Consider the following 18,422-nt stretch of genomic DNA (forward strand, 5'->3'; position numbering starts at 1 on the left):
TTAAAAAACCAACGGATTAGAATCAAATTTCTTTAAAACAGATAGTAAATCCATCAAAGGAAGCTCAATGGCATACACACCAGTATAGGATGGACACATCACGCAATCATCAAAGTAGAATTCAATATAAGTTTCGTTGAGCACAAAGTTGTTTTTACTGACGAAGAAATCATCTGAAGAGATGTCCCAACACTCATAGTACATTTCGCCTTTACCAATTTCTTTATTAATGGTTTCGTTTATGATTTCTACTAACTCTTCTTCTGAACCTTGATTAAAAAAATCCTCATAAGCCATAAACACACCGCTTTCTAAATCGAAATTAAAACAGTCAAAGGCATAACTGGGATGCATCGCTCCACTGTAAAAATTTTCTTTATAAAATAGCACGCTTATAAGCTGGTCATTAACATTATAAATTTTGTAATCTATTAATCGTTCCTCTCTGAACGTTTTGGAAGTAATACTATCACATAATAATTTACTTTCTAAAATATCGGCCTCGGTTTTGGTGATATTAACGTAATAGTCATTAATAAAATCATTAAAATTTCTGTTCGTTGGCTTATATGATTCATTGAGCAAAGGGTAATTAAAATTGATGGTATAGTCTTTTTTTTCAACGAGGTAATGTTTATCTAAAATCAGTTTTTCAAGCTCTTCACTTTCATCCTTTTTCTCTATGAGCTGTTTTTGCTTTAATTCAATATTTATAGACTTATTTAATGTTTCGATATCAACATCATCAATTTGAATATTTTCATTTGAAAGTTGAATATTTTCTTCAATCGCCTCATTTTCAAAGCTATTTTCTTCACGCTTGTCATCTTTGCAAGCTGAAAACATTACGATTAGCACAAGTATATATATAAATTTCATAGTCCTTTATTTTGAATTAATTGTGTCTCATTTTACCAGTAATCTCATCAACTTTAATCTGGAAAACAATTGGTAAATCGTCTTTATATATTTTACTGGAAAATTCACTTATAAAATCCAACTTTCTATGTTCTTGGTCAATAATTAAATCTTTTACACCTAAAGAAAAAATGTGCAATTGCGCTTTGGCATGGCTTCCGGAAAGCTCCTTAAATGTGCCATGGGCAAGAACCGAATTCCATGAATTAACGGAATCCACTTCTGAAACTCCTAGAGCTACGTTTTCGTTTTGACGCATAGCTCTAATTTTGTGCCCTTCTTCCGAGTACCCAATGATGACCATATTTTGATCATCAAAAAAATAAGTTATTGGCACCACATATGGTCTGCCTCTATAGATATAGGAAAGATTTCCAATATAGTTTGATGCCAGGGTCTTAGTGCTTTCATTTTGATTCAAATTTCTGATCATGGCATTGTTTTTTTAGACTAACCCCTAAATTATTCAGAATGTTTGTTTTAGACTATGATATTAGTCAGTTCCTTTAAATTAAATTATTTTTTCTTTAGACGTCTTTTGTCCATTAATGCCCAATAAATTCCTTTGACATCTGAAGCCCAATTATCATACATAAAAATGAGCGAAATTTCCTCAATAGTTTCTAATAAGCCAATGCCAATCATGATATAGAAAAGTGAATAATTAGGTGAGAAAAACAAAGACCATAAAATAAAAACACTTTGCATTACAGCAGAAACCTTAGCCAAATAGGTGTGGAAAGCAGTGGCTTTGCCATATTTGGAATAGGCGATAATCATTTGTAAAATGTATGGGACAAAAGCAATAAGAATTAAAATAAAATTGGTTTTAATAAAATCAGTTTCAAAATAAAATAAACCTAATAAACCAATTATCAAGGTTATTTGGTCTCCAAAAGAGTCCAATTGCGAACCTCTAGGACTGGTAATCTTCAATCTTCGTGCTAAATAGCCATCAATGGCGTCAGTTGAATAACTTACTAAAAGCAGCCATGTAAAAATTAAACGCTGGTCAAAACAAATAAGTGCCAATAGAAATGGTGCTGCAAAAATTCTATAGAATGAAAACCAATCAGCAATGTTGAAGTTTTTGAAAGTGAGCATTGTTATTTTGTTTTCGGTAAAATTATCACAATGCTGTTGTATCTAAAATGAGAAATGTCAGTTTAAACACTAACATTTCTATAATTAAAAAAACTGAAATTAATGGATTTTATAACGAAGCAATCGCAAAGCATTTAAAACCACAACAATAGTAGATCCTTCATGAAAAGCAACTGCTACTCCAATATTAGTTAGTCCTAAAATTGTGATAGGAACCAATAAAACCACAACACCTAGACTTATAAAAATGTTTTGTTTGATGATACGTTTTGATGCGCGACTCAAACCTATAACAAATGGTAAATTTTCAATTTTATCAGACATAAGAGCAACATCAGCAGTTTCTAGCGCGACATCACTTCCTGCTGCTCCCATCGCGATACTCACTGTACTTAATGCCATGGCTGGGGCATCATTAACACCATCACCAACCATTGCGATTTTCTTATCTCTTTTTATTAATAGTTTTATGGCCTCAACTTTATCTTCTGGCAGTAAGTTTCCTTTGGCCTCTGTAAGTCCAATTTGTTTGGCAATGGCATTCCCAACATTTTGATGGTCTCCTGTGAGCATGATCATGTGTTTAATGCCAATTTCTTTTAACCGCTTTAGTGTGGAGGTAGCAGTTTTTCGCGGTAAATCCATGACACTTATCAGTCCAACAATTTCGGTTTTAAAAGCAACTAACATTACGGTATGTCCATGTTGTAGAAGATCGTCCATTTTAGAGCGAATAGTGTCATCTACTATTATGCCAGAATCTTCCATCAGTTTTACATTTCCGACAAATACTTTATGACCGTGATATTTTGCTTGAATACCTTTACCTTGAATGGCGTTAACGTTTGAGGCATTATTATGAAATTCAATACTGTACTTAATCTTTAAATCATTAGCTATCGCTTGTGCTAATGGATGATTACTTAAACTTTCCACTTCCAACACCAACTTAGCCAAGGCTTCCTCATCGAAATCCTTTAAAGGAATTAGATTTGTAAGTTTTGGTTTGCCTTCGGTCAATGTACCTGTTTTATCAAATGCAATCGTTGTGATTTCCCCTAAATCCTCTAAAGCTTTTCCGCCTTTAATGAGAACCCCTTTTTGTGCGGCTCTTGCTATTCCACTTAAAACGGCACTTGGCGTAGATATTGCCAATGCGCAAGGACTAGCTGCAACTAATACTGTTATGGCTCTGTATATACTAGTATTAAAACTTTCATCTATAATCAAAAATGCAAAACACAATAGAATTACGACTAAAATAACTATGGGGACGTACCATTTTTCAAACTTTTTAGTGAGTCGCTGTGTTGGTGATTTTTGAGCCTCAACTTCGCTTACCATATTAATTAATCTGGACACCGTAGAATCTTTTGTCAGTTTGAGAACTAAAACCTCAATACTACTATCGCCATTGATAGTGCCTGCAAATACAACGTGGGTTTTATCAATATCTTTAAACTCAGGTAAATTTGTTGTGTTTTCAATAAATGTTTTGTCAACAGGAATACTTTCTCCAGTTATTGGTGCCTGATTGATAGTACTGCTACCACTTATAATAATGCCATCTGCGGCAATTTTTGTATTAGGCTTCACAATAATAACGTCATCTATTTTTAAAGCCTCAATTGATACTTCTTCAAGTTTCCCGTTCCTTTTAATTAAAGCTGTTTTTGGTGATATATTGCCCAATGCTTCAATTGATTTTTTAGCTTTTTTCATGGCATAATGCTCCAATGCGTGGCCTAAACTAAACAGAAACAAAAGTAATGCGCCTTCTGCCCAACTACCAATATAGGCTGCACCAGCTGCTGCTGCAATCATTAAAAAATCGATATCAAATTCTCCTTTAGGAATTTTTTTAGATGCTTCTATAGTGATAAAGTAGCCGCCGAAACAATAGGATATAATGTAGCTCAATAAAGACATCCAATCTGCTAAACCGGTTAATTTTTCAATTAAAAAGCCTATGAATAGAAATACTCCACACAAAATTGCGAAATAGAGTTCTGTTTTTTTACCTAAAATTTGATGATTTACATGAGTAGTTTGTTCTTTATTTGCCATTAATGGTAATGTGTTTTTAATTCAAAAATTATAAAAAATGTTAATTTTCATTTTAGGGGTTATTTAGAAATAAATCTTTGAAAGGACATCTGGTAATATAAAGTAACTCAATCTTGAGTGACTATCATGGCTTTTCAGATTTGTCTGACGTAATTTTTATTTCAGGAATTTTAATAAGCTCTATTGTTGTTGATGCCAACACCACTTTCCCATTAGTTTGTTCAAAAGCTTTACGAATGCTATCGTGAAGCATATGTCTCGTCAATCGTCTTTTTTTGTAATCAACAATATATCTTAAATTGAACTCCACCCAATTATCGGTAAGTTTAATAGCAAGTGACGGTTCAACTACAGCATCTTCAATATAATACTTTTTTACAACTGCTTCCCATTGTGATTTAGATGCTTTAGTGTATTCTGAAAGTGTGTCTGAAGCAATTTTAATAACAATAGATTTTGCAAGTTCCATGTCAGAGCCATAACGAATTGGTAAATTGAATTGATCCCATATAAAGGGGAAATCCTGCGAATAGTTATAGATTGGTCCTTTAAAAACGAAGGCATTGCTCAACTTCACAATGCGCCCGCTATAATTATCACTTTCTACCCATTTTCCTATTTCCATCATGGTGGTATAAATACTATCCACATCAATAACATCGCCTTTAATACCATTGATTTCAATACGATCACCTGGCTTATAAACTTTTACCAAAAAGATATAAATGGAACCAGCAATGCTTAATATGAGTTCCTGTAGCGTAAATGCCAAACCTGCAGTAAACAACCCTATGATTATGGTAAAATCCTTAATTGTTCCAGAAAAATAAGTGATGGCAAAAAAAACTAATAACACGTAACCTATAATCTCTATGCCTTTTTGTGCTTTATAACGTATTACAGTATTTGAAATCCGCTTTTTTAAATAACGTCTTAGCAACTGAATTACAAATAAAATAAGGACTAATATGGCAAGAAATTTAATAACACTCCATATAAATGGATTCGTATATAACCATTCTTTTATTTGTTCTATTGCATTCATGATTAGGTTATTAGAAATCCTGATGAATTCCGATTGATTCTATAATATGCGTACGCTTTTAATACACAACTTTTGGTGAAAATCATAATAGCCCTTACACTTTATTGTGTGTTTTAGTATACTGTTTTAGTATCTCTTTTAGACTTTCTAAATAATCTTCCATAACACTAATGGTCATATCTGGATGAATTTCATCTGAAATCGTTAATGGATTTTCATCTAGTTTAGCATAGAGCTCAGGGTAATTTACGTCTATGCTTGTCGTTAAGGTTATTATTTGATTTTCTAAATCTTGTAGTGTTCTCATAACATTTGTCTTAAATATAAAGTGAGATTCAAACTGAAATATGTATTCTTATTATTCAGTTTTAAGTTTTTTTTAATTCCATATCCAATTTTGCCATTAACATTAATTCCGATTTATTAATACCAGAAAATGCATGTGCAATGGCTGAGCCTGTTTTTATAATCAACTTTTTTACTTTATCAGTGAACAGGTGTTTTTGGTCGTTTTTATAAGAAACAAAATCCTTATAGCAAATATCGCTATCAATTTCTTCATCATAATTGAGCCAATCAAAAACAACTTCTATTTGGTAAGCGGCATCGATCCCAAAAACATCTTCAATATCATCGATTTTAAGCCAGTGTTCTTTAACAAAAGTTTTGAGTTTTTCTATTTCTATAGGTCTGATGGTTCCATCTATAGCTGCAATGGCATAAAATAGTTTACCGAGATTCTGATAAAACTTTACGGTCATTTTCTTTTTAGTTGTCATCATTTTGACATTAATTCATACCGTAAATTTAAATTTCTCATTTGGTTCACGGAATGATATTCATCAGCTAAAAATCATTTCTTAAACCTTAACAAACTGGATTGTAATAATCGAATAGGATTATCTATCTTTAGTTTCTAATCTAACCCTATTGTGTTTCAACAAGACCAGGAAATATTTAATATTCTATTAGAATCCGTTGCAGAAGGGGTCATAGTTGTGGATGATCACCAAATTATTGTTGAAGTGAATAATACTGCAGCAAAAATGTTTGGTTATGAAACTAAAGAACTCTTAAAGCAACCGCTAAACATTCTAATACCAAAAAAACACCAAAAGACACATGATACACAAGTTAAAGACTTTTTGAAAGAACAAAGCCATCGTTCAATGAAACATAGGCCAGATATTTTTGGAGCAAAAAAAGATGGTACTGTTTTTCCTATTGAGGCCAGTTTGAGTTCGTTTAAAATTTATAATCAAAATTTTACAATGGCCTTGGTTATTGATATTACAGCACGTAAAGATTTTGAATATAACTTAGCAATGAAAAGTAAGGCATTGCAATCTTCAAGTAATGGAATTCTAATCACAGATGCGCTCAAAAAGGATAATCCCATTATTTATTTTAATCCAGCATTTACAGAATTAACGGGCTATTCAAAAGAAGAAATCTTAAACAAAAATTGTAGATTTCTGCAGGCTGATGATAGAGATCAAGACAGCATAAAAGAAATGCGTCTAGCTATAAAAGAGGGCAGAAGCTACAAAACCATTATTCGCAATTACAAGAAAGATGGTACACTATTTTGGAATGATTTGAGCATCACACCTATCACGAATAATGATGGCATAATCACTAATTTTATTGGGATACAAAATGATATCACGGAACGAAAAAAATTAGAACAGGAGAAAAATCATTTAGCTAAGATATTTGAAGAGTCTCTTAATGAAATCTATGTTTTTGATGCTGAAAGTCTAAAATTTATCAACGTTAATCATGGTGCTCAAATAAATATAGGTTATAGTTTGGAAGAATTGCTTTCTATGACACCATTGGACATAAAACCCGATTTTTCACAAGCAAAATTTAAAAAGGAAATAGAACATCTTGAAAAAGAGACCGTTGACAAAATTGAATTTGAAACCGTTCATCGACGAAAATCAGGAACTACCTATCCCGTAAATGTACATTTACAACGTTCTAAACTTGGCAATAAAGCAGTTTACGTCGCCATTATTTTAGACATCACTGAACAAAAAAATTATACAGAAACGTTAGAAAAAACGGTTAAAATTAGAACAGAGGAATTACAGACCGCTTTAGCTGCGGAAAAGGATCTGAACGAACTAAAAACAAAATTTCTGTCTATGGTTTCGCATGAGTTCAAAACACCGTTAAGTGGTATTTTAACCTCTACCATGCTACTCAGAAAGTACAAGTTAACCGATCAGCAAGATAAACGCGAAAAGCACATAGATACCATTTCAGACAAAGTACACTATCTCAATACTATTCTCAATGATTTTCTTTCCGTAGAGAAACTGGAAAAAGGTAAAGTCAATTATAAATTTACCAATTTCAAATTAAGCAAAGTTTTAAATGAAGTCATCTACAATGCCAATATGCTCTTAAAAAATGGGCAAAAAATCAATTATCCCGAAAACATAGATGATATTTCCTTATTTCAAGATGAAAAAATTTTAGAACTGATCTTGTCAAATCTTATTTATAATGCCATTAAATATTCGTCTGAAAACACCATGGTTGATATCAACATTTCCCAAAATGAAACGAGTACTATTTTCAAAATCAAGGACAATGGCATTGGCATTCCCGAGAAAGATCAAAAAAATATTTTCAATCGTTACTTTAGAGCCGAAAATGTTTTGCTCATGCAAGGCACAGGTATTGGTTTGAATATCGTAAAAGACCATTTAGAAAACTTAAATGGCAGCATTACTTTTGAAAGCATAGAACACAAAGGTTCAACCTTTACCATAGAACTTCCCAACAAAGCGCGACTATGAAAACAGTACTATTAATAGAGGACGATACCGTGTTACGGGAAAATACCGCCGAATTATTAGAACTTTCCAATTACGAAGTTGTCACAGCTGCGAATGGGCAAATAGGTCTAGAGAAGGCAGTGCTTAAGAAACCTGACATCATTGTTTGCGATATTATGATGCCTGTTCTTGATGGTTATGGTGTTTTGGAAGGCTTATCAAAATATAACGACACAAAATTTATTCCCTTCATCTTCTTATCTGCTAAAACCGAGCATAAGGACGTGAGAAAAGGCATGGATTTGGGTGCAGACGATTATATTACAAAACCATTTACCGAAGATGAAATTATAAGTGCCATAAAGAGCAGAATTGCAAAAGCTGCGCTGTTTAAAGAGGAACGTGAATCGGTTAAAAGCACCAATGGAACTAATGAAGAGGAGTTGAGTACTTTAAATGATTTAAAAAACTTTTTTGATGATAATGGCAGTGTTTTTAGCTACAAGAAAGATGATATCATTTATAAGGAAAGACATAATTCCAATTATATCTATTTAATTTTGAAAGGTGTCGTAAGGTGTTATAAATTTGATGAAAATGGAAAGGAACTTACCACAGCACTTCATAAAGAAGATGATATTTTTGGATATACATCCTTTACACAGAACATTCCTTATAGAGAAACTGCAATAGCCTTGGACAATTTAAAAATGGTCGGTGTTTCTAAAACTGAGCTAAAAGATGTATTGGACAAAAACCACAAAGTGACCTTAGAAGTCATTCAGTTATTGACTGATGATATTACAGGTGTTAAAGACCAGTTATTGCAAATGGCTTACAGTTCTGTAAAACGAAAAACCGCATCGACTATCCTGAGATTTGCAGAAAAAATTAATTCAAAACCAGATGATCCCATAAAAATATCCCGTTACGATTTGGCAAGTGTTGCAGGCATTGCCACTGAAACTTTTATAAGAACCATGTCCGATTTTAAAAAGCAGGGACTCATAGAAATGGACGGGAGAAATATAAAAGTTATCGACCTAGAGAAGCTAAAGGATATTGACTAGAATTCGTCATATTTTTCAATATGATGGATATCATTTTATAAAAAAGCGTATCGTTTTAAATTTGTAGGAACTAAGATTTTAAACGATGAATGTTTTATTACCAACAGACTTTTCTGAAAACGCAAAGAACGCCATTTCGTATGCCATTGATTTTTTTGAATCTAGGGAGTGTCATTTTTACGTGCTTCATGTCAACAGGATTGAAGGCATGGTCGCTGGAGTAGAACCTTATATGCCTACGGAAGAAGTTATAGAAGCGGTTTATACAAAACCATCGAGAACAAAATTAAGACAATTGCTCAAAGAAATAAGCGCGAATAACAGACCAAACAAAAAGCACCGTTTTTATGCACTTACGGATAACGATTTCTTTTTAGAATCCATAAGAAAATATGTAGATGAAAAGAAAATAGAAACAATTGTTATGGGTACAAAAGGTGCGTCAGGTCTTAGGGAATACATCATAGGTAGTAATACTGGCGATGTTATCACAAAAGTAAAATGTACCACCTTGGTCGTACCAGAACATGCTAAATATAGCAGATTAAGGGAAATTGCATTTCCATCAGATTTCAATCTATCCTACGATATTAATATCCTACAACCATTAACTGAAATTTTAAAGAACTTTGAAAGCAAACTTAGGATTGTACATATACATAAAAGAGATACCCAATTAAATACTGAACAAAATAATAATAAGGAATTGCTCAATGATTATTTTGAAGAGTTTAATCCAACCTTTCATTTTCTAACCAATAAAAAAGTTGAAGATGCCATACAGTGCTTTGTAGAAAGTAGGGCTGTAGATATGATTGTAATGGTGGCAAAGAACCTCAACTATTTCCAAAATATTTTATTTCATACCAAAGTTGAAAAAATAACGTATCACACTGATATTCCATTCTTAGTATTACACGAATAAATCACTTAAATTATGGACAATTCTATATTCTTAGCAAAATTTTGGGGATGGTATCTTATCATTTTCTTTTTGATATTGAGTCTCAACCCAAAACGTATCAAGCAAATATTCAATGATTTAAAGGATGAAAAGTTTTTGATCATCTTTTCTTTTATCGCTATTATCATTGGCTTATTAAATATTTTATTTCATAACATCTGGGAACCAAATTATAAAATAATTATTACGCTCATAGGTTGGGCATCATTATTCTTAGGATTGGCCTTATTCATGTTTCCAAAGCAAACGGTTAAATGGTTAATAATAACAAATATTAAGATGGTACAAGTCATTTACACACTATTGTTTCTAGTCGGTATTTATTTGCTAAACGTAGTATATGGGATTGTACCAGTATAAACTCATGAATTAAAAAAAATAATTTGATTTGATAATTATGAGGGATTAAAATTCTTCTTGCTATTAATCTGAAAAACATCTGGCTATTTTAGTTGGATGTTTTTTTATATAAATACATCTGATAAATATCATTGTTTTTAGACTATTTACACTTTAATTTTATAAAGGAAATCTAAAAACAGTTACTATGCTATCTATTCTGCTTCCTACCGACTTTTCAGAAAACGCCATGAACGCCATAAAGTACGCTCTGGAATTTTTCAAATACCAAAAAACCACTTTCTATTTTATGCATGCGTATCAAAATGAGTTTTATGACCATGAAGGGTTAACCTCTCGTGACGTATTTGATGATGTTTTAGATACCATAAAAAATGAATCGCAAACCAACTTAGAAAATCTGATAAATGAAGTAAAAAAAATAGCACCAAATCCCAGATTTACATATCATTCCATTTCAGCATATAATACATTAGTAGAAGAAGCAAATTTTATTGCAGATGACAAAAATATAGATTTGATAGTCATGGGCACTAAAGGCAAATCAGATGCGCGACATATTGTATTTGGTAGTCAAACGTTCCAGGTTTTAAAATATGTGCAATGTCCTGTTCTAGCCATTCCATCCGATTATGCCCATACGCAACCCAAACGCATATTGTTCCCAACAAATTACATGATGCCTTATAAGCGTCGCGAACTGAAACTACTATCCATTTTGGCAAAATCTTACAGAAGCCATATTGATGTTCTGTATGTTTCCACAAGTCACAAATTATCCATAAGACAAGAAGACAACAAAGCGTTTATTGCAGATGCATTATGTGAAAATGAAGTGAATTTTTGCCAAGAGGAGAGTCGACAAGTAACAGATGCTATTAAGACCTATATAAAAGAAAAAGACATTGATATTATTACCATGGTTAATAGCCAACATTCATTTTTAGAAGACATGCTATTTCCTTCTAATATAGATAAAGTCAGCATTGACTTAAAAATACCGTTACTTGCTATGCAGAATACCACACGCTATTAAAACTTAAATTCCAACACCATGAAACAGATACTCTTACCTACCGATTTTTCAGAAAATTCATGGAATGCCATTGCATATGCCATACAATTATTTAAAGATGAAGAATGCACGTTTCATTTATTGAATACTTACATACCAGTAATATACAATCTTGAATATGTTATCGGATATCCAGAACAATTTGGTTTAGTGGATGCCGTAAGAGATACTTCGAGACAAAACTTATTCAAAGTGGTTTCAAGAATTTCTTCTGAGTTCATAAAAAATAAAAATCATACTTTTCAGACCCACGCTAAATTTGACACCATGTTGTCTGGTGTTAGAGAGGCTATAGAAGAATTCGACATCGACCTTATTGTAATGGGAACCAAAGGTGCAACTGGCGCAAAGGAAATCCTATTTGGTTCTAATACAGTACAGGTGTTCAACGAAATGAAATGTCCTGTATTAGCTATTCCGTCAGGTTTTGCCTATGAGGCACCACATGAGATATTGTTTCCTACCGATTTGGATGCTATCTATAAACATTCAAACCTTAAAATTTTAAAAGACATTGTTTCTTCAAATCAGGCTAGGCTAAATGCCATGCACGTCTCAACAGGTTATGAACTGACCGAAAAACAAGAGCGAAATAAAGACTTATTGGAATCCATGTTTAAGGACTCGGCATTTTTGTTTCATGATATCAAAACCATGGAAGTTACCCATGCTATCAATGAATTTCAAGTTAAGCATAAAATTAATCTATTGGTTATGATAAACAACAAGCATTCGTTCTTTGAAAACCTGTTTTTTAAGAATGTTATTAACCAGATCGGGTTTCATTTGAACGTGCCGTTTTTAGTAATTCCTACCGAATAATAATTGCTATATGATTTATACTATTTCTTAAGCTCTTATATGATGAACTCGTTATAATAATTAGACAAAACCATGAAAAAAAACATCCTATTACCTACAGATTTTTCAGATAATGCATGGTGTGCAGCTGTGTATGCACTAAAATTATATGCTAATGTTGAATGTAATTTCTATTTTTTACATAGTTGGTCGGTTTTACCTAACACTGCTAGAACTTACATTACCTCAAACTATGTCAATACCGTAAAAGAAAAGGCCTTGCAACAATTAGCCGATTTAAAGCACACCGCAGAAAATGCTAATGTTAATGCTAATCATAGTTTTGAGATTATTTTAAGTAAAGAAAAATTGCAAAAAGCAATAACAACAGCGGTAGAAAAACATAAGATAGATCTCATTGTTATGGGAACTAAAGGCGCCTCAAAAACAAGAGAACTGTTTTTTGGCAGTAATACGGTCAATACTATAAAATCAAAGTTGTGTCCCATATTTGTAGTTCCAGATGAATATGATTTTGTGACCCCTAAACAAATTGCTTTTCCTACTGACTTCAACAGGTTTTACGGCGAGGAATTACTACCAATAAAACACCTAGCAGATATGAATAATTCTAAAATTAGAATAGTTCATATTACTAAAAATAGTAATTTAACGAGCATGCAAGATTATAATCTGGCGATGTTAAAAGTCTACTTGGAAAACCATCCACACACATTTCATTGGATGCCGGATTACGCCAATAAGGTTCAGGAAATAAATGATTTTATCGAAGAACTCGATATCAACATTCTAGTGATGATAAATTATCAACATAGCTTTATCGAAAAAGTAATGAACGAACCCGTGGTGCATAAAATTGGGTTTCATCCTAAAATTCCTTTTTTGGCTATTCCTTGTGTGATCTGATATATATCATTTAATGTTATAGACTGTTAGACTATATTTATAATAACGCTATAAATAGGTCAATAATGAGACATAGAATATTAGTACCAACAGACTTTTCCAAAAATGCAACAAAAGCATTGCGTTACGCTATAGAACTCTATAAAGATGTTCCTTGTGACTTTTATTTGCTGAACGTATTTACTGCAGGTGGTAACATCTTAGAAGACTTGCTGAACATGGAACCAGGAACTGAATCGTACGAAAGAAAAAAGATAGATTCTGAAAATGGTTTAGCAAAAATTTACGATATGATTGCCATGACAGAATACGATAACCCTAAACATCATTTTAACGTCATCTCTGTTTTCAACAATCCTATTGAAGCTATTAAAGATGCGGTAGAAAAAAATGATATTGAAATTATAGTTATGGGAACAAAAGGGGAAACTAATTCCAGAAAAACTGCTTTTGGGAGTACTGCGATTTACGTAATGGAAAAAGTACGCAACTGCCCAGTTATTGTGGTGCCACTGAATGCAAAATCGGTGATGCCAAAAGAAATAGTATTTCCCACCAGCTACAAAACACATTATAAAAAAAGAGAATTAAATTACCTCGTAGATATAGCTAAAAAATTTGAAGCAACTATTATAGTACTTCATATATCTGAAGAAAATGAGCTAAGTAAAGAACAGAATGAAAACAGACAGTTACTGGAAAACATAATAGAAGACACAAACCACAAACCTCATTTCTTATCGCACAGTTCGGTAGAAACCGCTATCAACATTTTTATTGAAAGTAGAGATAGCGATATGGTTGCTTTTATAAATAAAAAGCATGTTTTTTTTGGAAGTATTTTAACAGATCCATTAGTGAAACATATTTCATTTCATTCTAAAGTTCCAATACTGGTAATGCACGATTTAAGAAATTAAAAAATTTATTAATGGCTATTTATCGTAGTACTAAAATACAATTGTTGCTGAAGTTAGGGACGTTAAATTATCAATATGAAAATTTCAAACATAGATGTTATTAAATCTTCTGGTGAAAAAGTAAAGTTTTCTATGGAAAAATTACGAGCATCCCTAAAAAGATCTGGTGCAGATGATAAAATCGTGAAACAGATATTAGATAAAGTTCGTGATGAACTCTACCAAGGTATTTCTACAAAAGAAATTTACAACAGAGCATTTGCGTTATTGAAAAAGAATAAAAGCTATTTCGCTTCAAAATATAAACTTAAAAAAGCCATTTACGAATTAGGGCCTACGGGTTTCCCTTTTGAGCATTTTGTAAGCGCTATTCTGAATTATTCAGGTTACAAAACCGAAGTTGGTACCATTTTAAAGGGTAAATGCGTATCTCATGAAATAGACGTTATAGCACACAAGAATTCTGAAACCACTATAATAGAATGTAAATTTCATAGTGACCAAGGTCTAAATTGTAATGTTAAAATTCCCTTGTATATCAATTCAAGATATCGGGACATTAAAGATAATTGGCAGACTCTAAAAAAACAGGATGCCTCACTAGCTAAAGGCTGGGTTGTGACCAATACAAGATTTACAAAAGATGCCATAAAATATGGTAATTGCTGTGGATTGTACTTATTGAGTTGGGATTATCCATCAAACGACGGATTAAAAGATAGGATAGACCGCTTGGGACTATACCCAATAACGGTATCCACATTGCTCTCACAACGTGAAAAACAGTTTCTTTTAAGTCGATCTGTTGTGCTGTGCAGAGATTTAATTAATGACAAATTTTATTTAGATCATCTTGGTATTTCAGAAACACGTAAGAACAGAATTCTTGATGAAATTTCTCAATTATGTGACTAATCTAATATTAATATGGAAAAGTTTGTAAAAATCAATTTTTTAGGAGCAGCAGGTGTTGTTACAGGTTCAAAATTTTTAATTGAAACTTCAGAAAAAAACATCCTGATAGATTGTGGGATGTTTCAAGGTTTAAAAGAGCTTCGACTACTTAATTGGGAAGATCTGCCTATCGATGTGCCATCCATTGATGTCGTTTTATTAACGCATGGCCATTTAGACCATGTTGGTTATCTACCTCGTTTACTAAAACAAGGTTTTAAAGGCAAAGTTATCGGTACGGCACCAACTTTAGCTATAGCAGAAATTATATTAAAGGATAGCGCTAAAATCCATGAAGAAGAGGCCAAAAAAGCAAATGAGGAAAATTACACTAAACACAATCCCGCTCTACCTTTTTACACCATTAAAGATGCCGAAAACACCATCAAACAATTTGAAGTTGAAAATGAAGACCAATGGATTCAATTATCAGAACACATCGCTTTCCGCTTTCAATATAATGGACATATTTTAGGTGCCACCTTTATAGAATTAGACATTAACGGAAAGCGATTTGTCTTTTCGGGAGATATTGGCAGAAGAAACGATTATTTATTAAACGATCCTAAAAGACCTGAAAGGGCAGATTTTTTATTCATAGAAAGTACGTATGGCAACAAATTACACCCTGAAGAAAATGTTGAAGAAGTTTTAACGGAAATCGTTTTAGACACCATCCATAAAAAGGGCAATCTCATTATTCCGAGCTTTGCTGTCGAGCGATTACAAACACTGATGTTTATTATTTGGAGGTTATATCAAAAAAACAAAATTCCGAACATTCCAATTTTTATCGATAGTCCTATGGGCAATAACGTGTTGGATGTCTTTAAGCGTTTTCCTAAATGGCATAAACTATCCACTGAAGACTATACTGCCATGTGCAATCATTTTAATATCATTCAATCCTATAAAGAAACTTGGGAAACCATTGACGATAAACGATCTAAAATCATTATTGCCGGAAGTGGTATGGTTACAGGTGGAAGGGTATTAACTTATTTGCAACAACTTATTGATGAGCCTATGACCACCGTTTTATTAGTTGGTTATCAAGCAGAAGGTACTCGTGGTAGACAACTTTTAGAAGGTACTCACGAAATTAAATTTTTCGGTAAATACTATCCTGTAAAAGCCAAAATAAGAAGTATCAAAAGCTTATCAGCCCATGCAGACCAGCAAGATTTGTTGGATTGGGTTAGCCATATTAATAACGTACCTGAAAAAGTTTTCCTAATCCATGGTGAACCTCCAGCTTTAGATGCTTTCAGAGTAAAATTAAAAGATGAATACCATTGGGATGTTACCATACCAAAGCTTACCGATGTATGCAAAGTGTTGGTTTAAAACTAAGTCTCCCAAACTGATATTTATCATTTCAATATGTAACCTTAAGTATTAAATTAGTGATAGAAACAAGGATAAACTAAAATCATAGTATTATGTCACTCATTAAATTTAACAACAGAAATAGATTGTTCCCTTCTTGGAATAATGACAGCTTAACAAGTTTTTTAAGCAGCGATGATTTTTTGAATAATGACTTTTTTGATGAAGATAGCTTAATGCCAGCAATGAATGTAAAAGAACATGAAAATGACTTTGAAATTGAATTTGCAGCACCTGGATTTTCTAAAAAGGATTTTGAAGTAACCATTAGTGATAACATGCTTAATGTTTGTGGTGAAAAAAAGAAAGAAATTGAAGAAAAGCAGGGAGATTACACACGTAAGGAGTTTAGTTACAATTCATTTAGAAGATCATTGCAACTGCCAAAATCAGCTAATGCCGATCAAAAAGTAAAAGCGACTTACAAAGATGGTATCCTTAAGCTAAATCTTCAAAAGAAAACCGAAGCTAAAGCAAAATCAAAAAAAGTAATTGAAGTTTTGTAGTAACTGAGAAAGCAGAGCGTGGTTAGAGGGATCACGTTCTGCTTTCCTATTAAAAAAACACCATGAAAACCACACGAACACATTTGCGCTACGTAGAATGGCTAAGTCCTGAGGAAATGCACAACGCGTCTAAAGAATGGTTATCTGAATTGAATTTTATTAAAGACGAACATCTATTTTTTGAAGATTTGGTAACTCAATTTACATCCCAATTGATAGCGTTTGGTAATTTTTCCAGTATCAAGGAAATTATCGATACGGTCAACAGGTCCCAAAAACAAAATAACACGCTGATAGAGGCTGTTAAACTTCATGAAAATGAATTACAAACAATGGTTGATGGTATTAATCAGATAAAAGAAGAAAAGGCTTATGTCAGGGAGCATAGCGATTTAATCTTTGCTATTACCGAATTCTTAAAAGACTACAAATCACTCAAGTCACAACTTTTCGATATCATTAAAACCGTTAAGAAAGAAGATAAAAACCGACATCTGCTGGACAGAAAATAAATATAATGGGAACATTTAGACTTGTATGGATTGGTTTGCTAATTTTAATTGTTCCTCATCCTCATTGACTAAGTATGGAATACCAAAAGGGGAACTCGAATTGAATTACTAATTCTAGTTGTGGCTGAACCTATAAAAAAGCGCTCTAAAAGACTTTCTGGTTGCGCTAACAATATCATAAGATCAATTTTGTGGGTCTGTATATAACAATCAACAACATAGTTCATTGGTATATCATTTACTATGTGGTATTCGTAATCTGTACTTTTAAGATAATTATCTAAATTTTCTTTATCCTTTTGGTCTTCTGGTAAGTTGTCACTATTGGGTATAATTCGCAGTACATGTATTTTTTCACTAAACCTATCAGTGAATTTAGAAGCCTTATTAAAGGCATTACCACTCAACGTATCTTCAACATCTAATGGCAAAAGAATTTCATTTGCTTTTCTAAAATCAAACCCTTTTGGAACAATTAAGGTTGGACAATCAATAGTTCTAATAACATTTATAGTATTACTGCCAAAAACAACTTCCTTAGCACCAGTAACACCATTTGTTCCCATGACAATTAAATCAATAGCTCTAGTTTTTATAACCTGATAAATAGCATCAGTTAAATTATCAAAATCAACGATAGTTTTAAATGTGAAAGTTTCAGAATTCAACCTTGTTTTCAAATCCAATACCATACGATCCAATTCCTCTTTTTCACCTTTGACAATTGAATTATAGATGCTTTCATTTCCTAAAGTCATGAGATCATCAGTAGTATATGAGGCAGAACTTTTGACATGAAGTATAAAAAAGTCACAGGTATTCCCTTTAAATAAATTCATTGAATAGTCAATGGCATTTAAAGAATTTTCAGAGAAGTCCGTTAACAAGAGTATACGTTTCATCATATCACAATTAAGTCTAAAATTAGATATTAATTTCCTCATTTTATATGATATCAATCATTGTTAAAAAGTATTTGATTTATAAATGGAATTATATCATGCATATCGCTATTGAG

The 18,422-nt window shown here is 32.4% G+C and carries 20 protein-coding genes; 12 read left to right on the forward strand and 8 right to left on the reverse strand.

What is annotated here, in order from left to right:
* From HM987_RS07685 to HM987_RS07715, 7 genes are all read right to left on the reverse strand, one after another.
* Positions 1-879 carry a DUF3298 domain-containing protein gene (locus HM987_RS07685; RefSeq protein WP_179006707.1) on the reverse strand — a complete coding sequence of 293 codons (879 nt, stop codon included), beginning with the start codon at positions 877-879 and terminating at the stop codon, positions 1-3.
* A gap of 16 nt (positions 880-895) precedes the next feature.
* On the reverse strand, positions 896-1,351 hold the full coding sequence (locus HM987_RS07690) for a pyridoxamine 5'-phosphate oxidase family protein (RefSeq protein ID WP_179006709.1): 456 nt from the start codon (positions 1,349-1,351) through the stop codon (positions 896-898).
* An 83-nt stretch (positions 1,352-1,434) separates the two neighbouring features.
* On the reverse strand, positions 1,435-2,022 hold the full coding sequence (locus HM987_RS07695) for a CDP-alcohol phosphatidyltransferase family protein (protein WP_179006711.1): 588 nt from the start codon (positions 2,020-2,022) through the stop codon (positions 1,435-1,437).
* A 99-nt stretch (positions 2,023-2,121) separates the two neighbouring features.
* The gene (locus HM987_RS07700) at positions 2,122-4,089 is read right to left on the reverse strand and encodes a heavy metal translocating P-type ATPase (protein ID WP_179006713.1); all 1,968 of its coding nucleotides are present in this window, start codon (positions 4,087-4,089) and stop codon (positions 2,122-2,124) included.
* A gap of 124 nt (positions 4,090-4,213) precedes the next feature.
* The gene (locus HM987_RS07705; protein WP_179006715.1) at positions 4,214-5,134 is read right to left on the reverse strand and encodes a mechanosensitive ion channel family protein; all 921 of its coding nucleotides are present in this window, start codon (positions 5,132-5,134) and stop codon (positions 4,214-4,216) included.
* Positions 5,135-5,228: 94 nt separating this feature from the next.
* Positions 5,229-5,441: a hypothetical protein gene (locus HM987_RS07710; protein ID WP_179006717.1), complete on the reverse strand. Its 213-nt coding sequence runs from the start codon at positions 5,439-5,441 to the stop codon at positions 5,229-5,231.
* A 61-nt stretch (positions 5,442-5,502) separates the two neighbouring features.
* Positions 5,503-5,916 (reverse strand): hypothetical protein, encoded by a 414-nt coding sequence (locus HM987_RS07715; protein WP_229724643.1) that lies wholly within the window; start codon positions 5,914-5,916, stop codon positions 5,503-5,505.
* Positions 5,917-6,066: 150 nt separating this feature from the next.
* On the opposite strand from HM987_RS07715, the gene HM987_RS07720 reads away from it, so the two are divergent.
* The 12 genes from HM987_RS07720 to HM987_RS07775 all read left to right on the forward strand — a co-directional run bounded on the left by HM987_RS07720 (position 6,067) and on the right by HM987_RS07775 (position 17,404).
* Entirely contained in the window at positions 6,067-7,947 is a 1,881-nt protein-coding gene (locus tag HM987_RS07720; protein WP_229724644.1) for a sensor histidine kinase, read from the forward strand.
* Entirely contained in the window at positions 7,944-8,996 is a 1,053-nt protein-coding gene (locus HM987_RS07725; protein ID WP_179006719.1) for a response regulator, read from the forward strand. Before HM987_RS07720 ends, HM987_RS07725 begins: the two co-directional genes overlap by 4 nt.
* Positions 8,997-9,081: 85 nt before the next feature.
* Positions 9,082-9,921: a universal stress protein gene (locus HM987_RS07730; RefSeq protein ID WP_179006721.1), complete on the forward strand. Its 840-nt coding sequence runs from the start codon at positions 9,082-9,084 to the stop codon at positions 9,919-9,921.
* 12 nt (positions 9,922-9,933) lie between these two features.
* Positions 9,934-10,320: a hypothetical protein gene (locus HM987_RS07735; protein WP_179006723.1), complete on the forward strand. Its 387-nt coding sequence runs from the start codon at positions 9,934-9,936 to the stop codon at positions 10,318-10,320.
* Between the two features lie 187 nt (positions 10,321-10,507).
* Entirely contained in the window at positions 10,508-11,356 is an 849-nt protein-coding gene (locus HM987_RS07740) for a universal stress protein (protein WP_179006725.1), read from the forward strand.
* Between the two features lie 18 nt (positions 11,357-11,374).
* Positions 11,375-12,217 (forward strand): universal stress protein, encoded by an 843-nt coding sequence (locus HM987_RS07745; RefSeq protein ID WP_179006727.1) that lies wholly within the window; start codon positions 11,375-11,377, stop codon positions 12,215-12,217.
* 72 nt (positions 12,218-12,289) lie between these two features.
* On the forward strand, positions 12,290-13,123 hold the full coding sequence (locus tag HM987_RS07750) for a universal stress protein (RefSeq protein WP_179006729.1): 834 nt from the start codon (positions 12,290-12,292) through the stop codon (positions 13,121-13,123).
* A 65-nt stretch (positions 13,124-13,188) separates the two neighbouring features.
* Complete coding sequence (locus HM987_RS07755; protein ID WP_178988331.1) at positions 13,189-14,043, forward strand: universal stress protein; 855 nt, start codon at positions 13,189-13,191, stop codon at positions 14,041-14,043.
* 75 nt (positions 14,044-14,118) lie between these two features.
* Entirely contained in the window at positions 14,119-14,958 is an 840-nt protein-coding gene (locus HM987_RS07760; RefSeq protein WP_179006731.1) for an ATP cone domain-containing protein, read from the forward strand.
* Between the two features lie 12 nt (positions 14,959-14,970).
* Positions 14,971-16,344 (forward strand): MBL fold metallo-hydrolase RNA specificity domain-containing protein, encoded by a 1,374-nt coding sequence (locus HM987_RS07765; protein WP_179006733.1) that lies wholly within the window; start codon positions 14,971-14,973, stop codon positions 16,342-16,344.
* A 95-nt stretch (positions 16,345-16,439) separates the two neighbouring features.
* Positions 16,440-16,892 (forward strand): Hsp20/alpha crystallin family protein, encoded by a 453-nt coding sequence (locus HM987_RS07770; protein WP_179006735.1) that lies wholly within the window; start codon positions 16,440-16,442, stop codon positions 16,890-16,892.
* A 62-nt stretch (positions 16,893-16,954) separates the two neighbouring features.
* Positions 16,955-17,404 (forward strand): hypothetical protein, encoded by a 450-nt coding sequence (locus tag HM987_RS07775; protein ID WP_179006736.1) that lies wholly within the window; start codon positions 16,955-16,957, stop codon positions 17,402-17,404.
* Between the two features lie 68 nt (positions 17,405-17,472).
* Here the strand turns inward: HM987_RS07775 and HM987_RS07780 are convergent, their stop codons facing one another.
* A complete protein-coding gene (locus HM987_RS07780) occupies positions 17,473-18,309 on the reverse strand; it encodes a universal stress protein (protein WP_229724645.1) in 837 nt (278 codons plus the stop codon).
* Between the last annotated feature and the right edge of the window lie 113 nt (positions 18,310-18,422).

The organism is Winogradskyella forsetii, assembly GCF_013394595.1.
In the GTDB taxonomy this organism is placed as follows: Bacteria; Bacteroidota; Bacteroidia; order Flavobacteriales; family Flavobacteriaceae; genus Winogradskyella; species Winogradskyella forsetii.